Genomic DNA, 8,125 nt, shown 5'->3' with positions numbered 1-8,125 from the left:
TTTTAACCGAACCAAAGTCGCTCGACCCGTCGGCGCATCCGAATCCGCCCAGGGCCGAACAGGTAGTCAGCGGTCGCGGGTTACGCCTCTGGGCAGGTGGGTGGCCTGGGTCAGCGGTCGGGCCGCGGCGAGCTTGGCTGCTTCGGCCAGGTCGAGTCCCGCGCTGACGCCGACACCAACACCGACACCGACGCCGGCCCCGTCGCCCACCCCGACGCCGACCGCCGGCACGGGCACGGACTTCGCGTCGCGCGCCGCCGCGCTCTACACGTCACCGCCGAGCATCGCGAACTGCCAGGCCGGCCAGCTGACCAGCGCCGCCACCGCGGCCGCGCTCCAGTCGCTCAATACCATCCGCGCGCTGCACAAGCTGCCGGCCGTCACCTATTCAATCGCCGACGAGGCGGGCGCACAGCAATCCGCGCTGATGCAGGCCGCCAACGACACGCTGAGCCACACACCCCCCACCACATGGAAGTGCTACACGACGCTCGGGGCGACGGTGTCGGGGCAGAGCAATCTGTACGCCGGATTCGGCAACGGCCTGACGTTCATGAGCGACGACGCCATCATGGCGGGGTGGCTGACGGAGCTGAACAACATCGTCGCCGACAGCGTCGGGCATCGGCGCTGGCTGCTTTACCCGTTCCTCGGCGCGGTCAGCTACGGCCGCGTGGTCGGCGCGTCGCCGACCCAGACGCGCGGCGACGCGGCCGCGCTAAAGGTGTTCGGGGTAGCAGGCTCAGGCGTCGCGAACGGGACGCTGCCGGCCTATGTGGCCTATCCGTACCAGGATTATCCGGCGAAATACTTCGACACCGCCGCGCTGCTCTCGTTCGAGGTGATCGCTAGCAGCAACCCGAACAGCGCGGCCAACTCAAGCGTCAATTTCACCAGCGCCAGGGTGACCGTCACGCAGCGGGGCGGCAGCGCCATGACGGTGTCCAAGGTCACCTACGACAATGTCGGCTATGGCCTGCCCAACAACCTGCAATGGGCGGTCGCCGGGCTGCAGGCCAACACCTATTACGACGTCAGCATCACCGGCGTCCTCGTGAACGGCCAGACGCAGAGCTACAGCTACTATTTCCGGGTCGTGCCCTAACCCTCCAGCTCGCGCAGCAGGACGCGCACCGCCGCATCGATCTCGCGGTCTGAGTCGCGCAGCTGCTCGACCCTGCGGACCGCGTGGATCACCGTGGAGTGATCGCGCCCCCCGAACTTGCGCCCGATCTCCGGCAGCGAGCGGGTCGTCAGCCGCTTGGCGAGATACATCGCGATCTGGCGCGGCCGGGCCACGGCGCGGGCGCGGCGGGCTGAGATGAGGTCGAGCGGCTTGAGTTCGAAATGCTGGCTGACCAGCTTCTGGATCTCGTCGATCGTCACCCGCCGCTGCGCACCGCGCAGCTGTTCGCCTAGGGTCGCGACGGCGAACTCCAGCGTGATCGCCTCGCCGGTCAGATGGGCATAGGCGATGACGCGGTTGAGCGCGCCCTCCAGCTCCCGGATCGAGCCGGTGATGCGGCCGGCGAGCAGCTCGAGCACGTCGGCCGGCACGTCGGCCTCGACGTCGGCGACCTTGCAGTCCAGCAGGCGCCGCCGCAGATCGAGCGCCGGCGCGCGGATGTCTGCGACCAGGCCGATCCCAAGCCGCGAGACGATCCGCGCCTCCACCCCGTCCAGCGCCTGCGGGCAACGATCCGCGGTGATGGCGAGGCGCTTGCCCGCCGCCATGATCTCGTTGATCGTGTGGAAGAACTCCTCCTGCGTCGAGTCCTTGCCGGCAATGAACTGGAGATCGTCGATCATCAGCAGGTCGGCGGCGCGCAGCCGTGACTTGAACGTGAAGGTGTCGCGCGCCCGGACCGCCTGGACGAAATCGAACATGAATCGCTCGGCCGACATGAACAGCACGGAGGCGTCCGGGCGATGCGCCAGGAAGGCCTGGCCGATCGCGTGCAGCAGGTGGGTCTTGCCGAGCCCCGTCGGGGAATGAATGAACAGCGGGCTGAACCGCGGCGCGCCGGGCTCGGCGATCGCACGGGCGGCGTTGAGCGCGACCTGGTTGCACGGGCCGGCGACGAAGCGGTCGAAGCTGAGTCGCTCGTCGAGCTGGGGCCGCACCGCGGGCGGCCACGGCTGGGCGGAAGCCGGCTCGGGCGCTGCGGCGGCGGCCGGCTCCGCGACCAGCAGCGTCGGCGGAGGCTCGGCCGGGCGCGCTTCGATCGAGATCGCGCGCACGACGGGAAGCTCTTGACGAAACTCCAGCAGCAGCCGGTCGGCGTAATGGCTGCGCACCCAATCCGCCATGAACTTGGACGGCAATGCGAGGCGAACGGTGTCGTCGCCCGACGGCACGAGCGTCACCGGTTTCAGCCATTGATCGAACAGGCGGGCGCCGGCCGATTCGCGCAGGTTGGTGCGGATGCGTGCCCAGGCCCGCTCCATGCCCTCCCCGCCCGTGATCGCCGGCCCGTGTCCCACGCACACCTCTCCCGTGCCCACGCCCAGGAGACGCCGGCGGATTGTCGCATCGTCCTCCGACGCCCCCGGCGCGAGCCGTCAGGGCCGTTCAGACGTTGCCATCAAGCTGTCTTGGCCAGCACCGATCGGTGCCGCTGATCGGTTTATGAACGCCTGGACGAGTCGAACAAGGCCGCACCCGGTCACTTTTCTGAAATAAAGCGGATTGACAGCCGATCACCCGCGGAAATGCGTTCGTAAAAACGAGATGTCGTTGATATTGTGCGGTTTCTCCAGCGTCTGGCGAGCCGCTCAACGCGAATCGTGGTAAATCCTAGCTTTCCCGATTCCGCAGCTTGCCGCATCGAGAGAACGACAAAAAACCCGCCGGGAGCGGGTCCCGGCGGGTTGATCGATGCCTTGGTCGAGGTGTCAGGCGAGCGCGGTGAGGCGCTTGGTCAGCCGGGCGAACTTGCGCGACGCGGTGTTCCGGTGAAGCACGCCCTTGGACACGCCGCGCGCCAGTTCCGGCTGCACCGCGGCCAACGCCGTCGAGGCCGCCGACTTGTCTCCCGCGGCGAGCGCCGCCTCCACCCTCTTGACGAAGGTGCGGATGCGACCGACTCGCGCGCCGTTCACGTCGGCGCGGCGCTGGTTGCGACGGATACGCTTCTTGGCTTGCGGCGTGTTCGCCATTCGAAATCCTCAGCAGGCAAAAAGATGAGCGAGCAGAAGCGCGCAGCTTTGCCCGAAGAAGCGCGCGCCCTACCGGCGAAGCGCGTCTCCTGTCAACCGCGCGCGCCTACACCCTCTGGCATCGCGGGCACCAGAAGGTGGACCGCCCCGCCTCCACGCGCCGCCGGACCGTGCCGCCGCAGTCGCAAGGCCTGCCTTCGCGGCCATACACCCGGAACTGCTTGGAGAAATAGCCTAGTGCGCCGTCCGGATGCGCAAAGTCGCGCAGCGTCGAGCCACCTGCGGCGATCGCCTCCTGGAGCACCGCCCTGATCGCGTCCGCCAGCCGCTCCAGCCGGGCGAGCGCGATCTGCCCGGCGGCGCGGGACGGCGCGATGCGGGCGCGGTGGAGCGCCTCGCACACATAGATGTTGCCCAGCCCCGCCACGATTCGCTGATCGAGCAGCATCGCCTTGATCGGCGCGGTACGGCCCGCCAGGATCCCGCGAAGGTAGCTCCCGGTCAGCGTCGCCCCGAGCGGCTCCGGCCCCAGCGCGACGAAGGGCGGATAGCCGTCGAGCGCGTCGGTGCGGAGCAGGTCGAGAAAGCCGAAGCGCCGCGGATCGTTCAGCGCCAGACGGCGGCCCGCCACGGTCGTCAGGAGCAGATGGTCGTGGGTCTGCATTTCGAGCGGGTCGACCCGCCAGCGTCCCGACATGCCGAGGTGGAAGATGAGCGTGTCGCCGCGATCGGTGTCGATCAGCCCGTATTTCGCCCGCCGGCCCAGCGCGGTGACGGTCGCGCCGGTCAGGCGCTGGCGCAGATCGACGGGGATCGCCTTGCGCAGATCGGCGCGGCGCGGCTCGACCTCGGTGAGCCGCTGGCCGGCGAGCACGGGCGTGAGGCCGCGGATCGTGGTCTCGACCTCGGGAAGCTCGGGCACGATCTAGGTTGCGGAACGGTCGTGCATGGGGTGCAGCAGCTAGGTTGCGTTTGCCCGCCCCACAAGCCGCCGCTACAGCGCCGCGCCATGACCGACACCGTCTCCTTCGGCTACCAGGACGTGACGCGGGAGGAGAAGACCGCGCGCGTCGGCAGCGTCTTCGCCAGCGTGGCGCGGCGCTACGACCTGATGAACGACGCCATGTCGGGCGGCATGCACCGGCTCTGGAAGGACCGCTTCGTGCGCCGGGTGAACCCGCGCGCCGGCGAGGCGATCCTCGACATGGCCGGCGGCACCGGCGACATCGCCTTCCGGCTCGCCCGGGCCGGCGCCGACGTGACGGTCGCCGACATCAATCCCGCCATGCTGGAGGTCGGCATGGCGCGCGCCGCCAAGCGCCGCGCCGAGGGGCTCATCTGGACCGAGCAGAATGCGGAAGAGCTGACCTTCGCCGACAAGAGCTTCGATGCCTACACGATCGCGTTCGGCATCAGGAACGTGACCGACATCCCGGCAGCGCTGCGCGGGGCATATCGGGTGCTGCGGCGCGGCGGCCGGTTCTTCTGCCTGGAGTTCTCGACCGTGGAATGGCCGGGCTTCGGCGAGGTCTATGATGCCTATTCGCATCACCTCGTGCCGCGGCTGGGACAATTGCTAGCGCGCGATCGCGACAGCTACCGCTACCTGGTCGAGTCGATCCGCCGGTTCCCGCCGATGCCGGCGTTCGAGGGCATGATCCGCACCGCCGGCTTCGCGCAGACGCGGGTGGAGCCGATCCTGGGCGGGCTGGTTGCGATCCATTCGGGGTGGAAGATCTGATCGTGGTCCGCCGCCGCCCGTGACCGCTGCCGCCACCCATGTCTTCCGCCTCCTGAAATGGGGCCGCATTCTCGCGCGTCACGGGGCGCTGCGCGGGGTGGAGCGCGACCCGAACACGCCCGCCTCCGTCCGCCGCCTCGCGCGCCTCGCCCGGCTGGGCGCGCGCGTGCCCCGGGTGCCGCGCTATGCCGACGCGTTCCAGGCGATCGGCCCGGCCGCGATCAAGCTCGGCCAGACGCTCGCCACCCGGCCCGACCTGGTCGGCGAGGAGGCCGCACGCGACCTGCTGCGGCTGCAGGATCAGCTGCCCGCGATCCCGTTCGCGACCGTCGAGGCGGCGATCGTGACGGGGCTCGGCCGGCCGATCGCGCAGCTGTTCCGGTCGATCGAGCCGGAGCCGGTTGGCGCCGCCTCGATCGCGCAGGTCCATCGCGCGATCACCACCGACGGGCGCACGGTCGCGGTCAAGGTGCTGCGCCCGCAGGTGGAGGACGAGTTCAAGCGTGCGATCGCCACCTATCAATGGGCCGCGGCGCAGCTGGAGAAGATGGGCGGCGAGGCGGCGCGGCTCCGCCCGCGGCTGACGGTGGAGAACTTCCGCCGCTGGACGCAGCGCGAGCTGAACTTCACGCGCGAGGCGGCGTCGGCTTCCGAGCTCGCGGACGCGATGACGGCGGAGCCGGATTACGTGGTCCCCGCGGTCGACTGGCGGCGATCGAGCGCGCGGGTGCTGACGACGGACTGGGTCGACGGCATCAAGCTGTCAGACCGCGCGGCGCTGATCGCGGCAGGCTACGACACCGCCCGGCTGGCGCGGGTGCTCATCAACGCCTTCCTGCGCCAGGCGATCTCGGAGGGGTTCTTCCACGCCGACATGCACCAGGGCAATCTGTTCGCCGTCCCCGGCAACAGGATCGCCGCGATCGATTTCGGCATCATGGGCCGCATCGACCGGCGCGCCCGCGTCTGGCTGGCGGAGATCCTCTACGGCCTCATCACGGGCAATTACCGTCGCGTCGCGGAAATCCACTTCGAAGCCGGCTATGTGCCGCCGCACCACAGCGTCGCCGAGTTCGCCACGGCGCTCCGCGCGGTCGGCGAGCCGATGCGCGGCCTGGCCGTGAAGGACATGTCGATCGGCATGATGCTGGACGGCCTGTTCGCGATCACCCGCGACTTCGACATGGTGACGCAGCCGCACCTGCTGCTGCTCCAGAAGACGATGGTGATGGTGGAGGGCGTCGCCACCGCGCTCGATCCCGAGATCAACCTGTGGGAGGCCGCCGCCCCGTTCGTGCGCGAGTGGATCCGCTCCGAGCTGGGGCCAGAGGCGGCGCTGGCCGATCGGATCATCCTCGACCTGAAGACGCTGGCGCGACTGCCCGATCTCGTTCGCCGCATCGAGGCGCGCTATCCGCCGCCGGGCGGCGCACCCCCGCCCCTGCCGCTCGCGCCAGTGGAGACGGTGCGGCTCGGCGGCTGGCGCTACGCGGCGACGGCCGGGCTCGGTGCGGCGGCGGGGTTCGGCGGGGCGGTGGCGGCCCTCCACTGGTGGTGAGGCGCTAGGCGCCCGTGCGTCGCGCGCTCCCGCCCGTCTGGCTCACGCAGCCGTCGCGCTACGCGACGCTGTCGCCGGGCGCGGCGCGACTCGCGTTGGCGGCGCTGGCAGCGCTGTTGCTCGCCGCCCTGCTGGCGCTGGCGACACCCGACCCGACCGCATCCGGCGCGGGCGGCGACCGGGGGCCGGGCGACCTCGCGCTTTACGCCGCGATCGTCGACGGCGTGCGCGCCGGCGGCAATTATTACGCGGTGGCGGCCGACGCGCTGAGGACGGGCGGTTACCCGCTCCGCCCGTTCGTCACCTTCCGCCTGCCGACGCTGGCGGTAGTGCAGGCGGTACTGCCGCCGCAGCTGATCGGCGCGCTGCTCTATGCGCTGGCGGCGGGCACGATCGTCGCGTGGCACCTCCGCCTGCGGGCCGCGCTGCGCCGGCCGCTGGCACGCGTCGTCGCGCTGCTGCTGTTCGCCGCCGGCGCGCTGGCGGGGTGGCAGGCGCAACTCGCCGGCTTTCACGAGATATGGGCGGGGCTGTTGATCGCCCTGTCGCTCGCGCGCTGGCGGCCCGAGCGTTGGGGCGAGGCGGTCGGCTGGGGGTTGGTCGCCGCCGTGATCCGGGAGACCGCGGCGCTATACCTCCTGGTCATGGCGGCGGCGGCATGGCGCGCCGGGGATCGGCGGCAGACGGCCGCGTGGGCTGCGGCACTGGCGGTGCTGGCCGTGCTCCTCGCCGCACACGCCCTTGCCGTTGCCCAGGTCGTCCGCCCGCCCGATCCCGCTTCGCCCGGCTGGGCCGGACTGCTCGGCCCCGGCTTCGTGGTGCGGGCGGTCCGGGCCTCGACGGCGCTCAGCCTTCTGCCGCTCGCGCTCGCTGCGCCTGCCATCGGCCTGGCGCTGTTCGGCTGGACTGCCTGGGCGGACCCGCTGGCCACCCGGGCGGCTGCGACCGCCTGGGCCTATGCCGCGCTGCTCGCCGTCGCCGGGCGACTCGACACCTTCTACTGGGCGCTGCTCGTCGCGCCGGTGCTGCTGATGGGGCTCGCCTTCGCGCCGGACGGCCTGCGCGATCTGTTCGCCGCCGCCCTCGACAGACGGCGCATCATCGTGCGACGATCGGTGCAATGACCGAGGAGAGTGTGCTGCCGGGGCTGCCCCGCTACTGGTTCGCCGCGATCACCGGCGGCGTCCCGGTGCTGTGCGCCATGGCGCTGTTCGTGGCGGAGGAGATGGTGCTGGGCCGATTCGGCGGCCCCGGCGCGGCGACCCCGTTCAGCCTGGCGCCGCGCGCCGCGCTGCTCGCGGTCGCCCGCGGCACCTTCATCACCGGCGGCATCATCATGGTCGGGCTGCTGGTCGTCGGGCCGACCATGCTGTTGTTCGCGGCGCTGATGCGCGGCGCCGAGGCGCGGACCGATCACGCCAGGACACTGCCCGCCTGGTGGCTGGGCGGCCTGGTCGCCGCGGTGCCGATCGCCTTCCTGCCGACGGCGGTGCTGGCGCATGGCGGGGCGACGCGCTGGATTGGCACCATGCTGACGGCCGGGGTGGTCGCGGCGACGATCGCCTGGCTCGTCCGCCGGCGCTGGCGGTGAGCCGCGTCCTGCTGATCGTCGGCGGCGGCATCGCCGCCTACAAGGCGTGCGAGCTGATCCGGCTCGCCCGCAAGGC

At 71.0% G+C, this 8,125-nt stretch carries 8 protein-coding genes; 5 read left to right on the top strand and 3 right to left on the bottom strand.

All coding sequences use genetic code 11. The annotated features are described in order from the left end of the window. Positions 1-100: 100 nt before the first annotated feature. The gene (locus ACFE64_RS05970) at positions 101-1,105 is read left to right on the top strand and encodes a CAP domain-containing protein (RefSeq protein WP_375391541.1); all 1,005 of its coding nucleotides are present in this window, start codon (positions 101-103) and stop codon (positions 1,103-1,105) included. Here the strand turns inward: ACFE64_RS05970 and dnaA are convergent. The 3 genes from dnaA to mutM all read right to left on the bottom strand — a co-directional run bounded on the left by dnaA (position 1,102) and on the right by mutM (position 4,081). Then, entirely contained in the window at positions 1,102-2,448 is a 1,347-nt protein-coding gene (dnaA, locus tag ACFE64_RS05965) for a chromosomal replication initiator protein DnaA (protein WP_375391560.1), read from the bottom strand. The two genes, ACFE64_RS05970 and dnaA, sit on opposite strands and share 4 nt — an antisense overlap. A gap of 447 nt (positions 2,449-2,895) precedes the next feature. Next, positions 2,896-3,159 carry a 30S ribosomal protein S20 gene (gene rpsT / locus ACFE64_RS05960; RefSeq protein WP_375391540.1) on the bottom strand — a complete coding sequence of 88 codons (264 nt, stop codon included), beginning with the start codon at positions 3,157-3,159 and terminating at the stop codon, positions 2,896-2,898. A 106-nt stretch (positions 3,160-3,265) separates the two neighbouring features. Then, on the bottom strand, positions 3,266-4,081 hold the full coding sequence (gene mutM / locus ACFE64_RS05955) for a bifunctional DNA-formamidopyrimidine glycosylase/DNA-(apurinic or apyrimidinic site) lyase (RefSeq protein WP_375391539.1): 816 nt from the start codon (positions 4,079-4,081) through the stop codon (positions 3,266-3,268). An 87-nt stretch (positions 4,082-4,168) separates the two neighbouring features. Here mutM and ACFE64_RS05950 point away from each other — a divergent pair, with 87 nt between their 5' ends. Genes ACFE64_RS05950 through ACFE64_RS05935 form a run of 4 tightly spaced genes read left to right on the top strand, consistent with a single transcriptional unit; the run spans position 4,169 to position 8,049 of the window. Then, positions 4,169-4,900, top strand: a complete 732-nt coding sequence (locus ACFE64_RS05950; protein ID WP_375391538.1) for a class I SAM-dependent methyltransferase — start codon at positions 4,169-4,171, stop codon at positions 4,898-4,900. Between the two features lie 19 nt (positions 4,901-4,919). Further along, on the top strand, positions 4,920-6,458 hold the full coding sequence (ubiB, locus tag ACFE64_RS05945; protein WP_375391537.1) for a 2-polyprenylphenol 6-hydroxylase: 1,539 nt from the start codon (positions 4,920-4,922) through the stop codon (positions 6,456-6,458). 14 nt (positions 6,459-6,472) lie between these two features. Beyond that, entirely contained in the window at positions 6,473-7,582 is a 1,110-nt protein-coding gene (locus ACFE64_RS05940; RefSeq protein ID WP_375391536.1) for a hypothetical protein, read from the top strand. After that, positions 7,579-8,049: a hypothetical protein gene (locus ACFE64_RS05935; RefSeq protein ID WP_375391535.1), complete on the top strand. Its 471-nt coding sequence runs from the start codon at positions 7,579-7,581 to the stop codon at positions 8,047-8,049. The genes ACFE64_RS05940 and ACFE64_RS05935 overlap by 4 nt, the downstream gene beginning before the upstream one ends. Positions 8,050-8,125: the final 76 nt, after the last annotated feature.

The sequence above is a fragment of the uncultured Sphingomonas sp. genome, from assembly GCF_964250165.1.
In the GTDB taxonomy this organism is placed as follows: domain Bacteria; phylum Pseudomonadota; class Alphaproteobacteria; order Sphingomonadales; family Sphingomonadaceae; genus Sphingomonas.
This window is presented reverse-complemented; position numbering and strand designations above follow the sequence as displayed.

What these genes read in the sequence shown, in the direction of transcription:
- dnaA (WP_375391560.1), bottom strand. Translation starts at nt 2,448, where the DNA reads ATGGAGCGGGCCTGGGCACGCATCCGCACCAACCTGCGCGAATCGGCC.
- ACFE64_RS05950 (WP_375391538.1), top strand. Translation starts at nt 4,169, where the DNA reads ATGACCGACACCGTCTCCTTCGGCTACCAGGACGTGACGCGGGAGGAG.
- ACFE64_RS05935 (WP_375391535.1), top strand. Translation starts at nt 7,579, where the DNA reads ATGACCGAGGAGAGTGTGCTGCCGGGGCTGCCCCGCTACTGGTTCGCC.
- rpsT (WP_375391540.1), bottom strand. Translation starts at nt 3,159, where the DNA reads ATGGCGAACACGCCGCAAGCCAAGAAGCGTATCCGTCGCAACCAGCGC.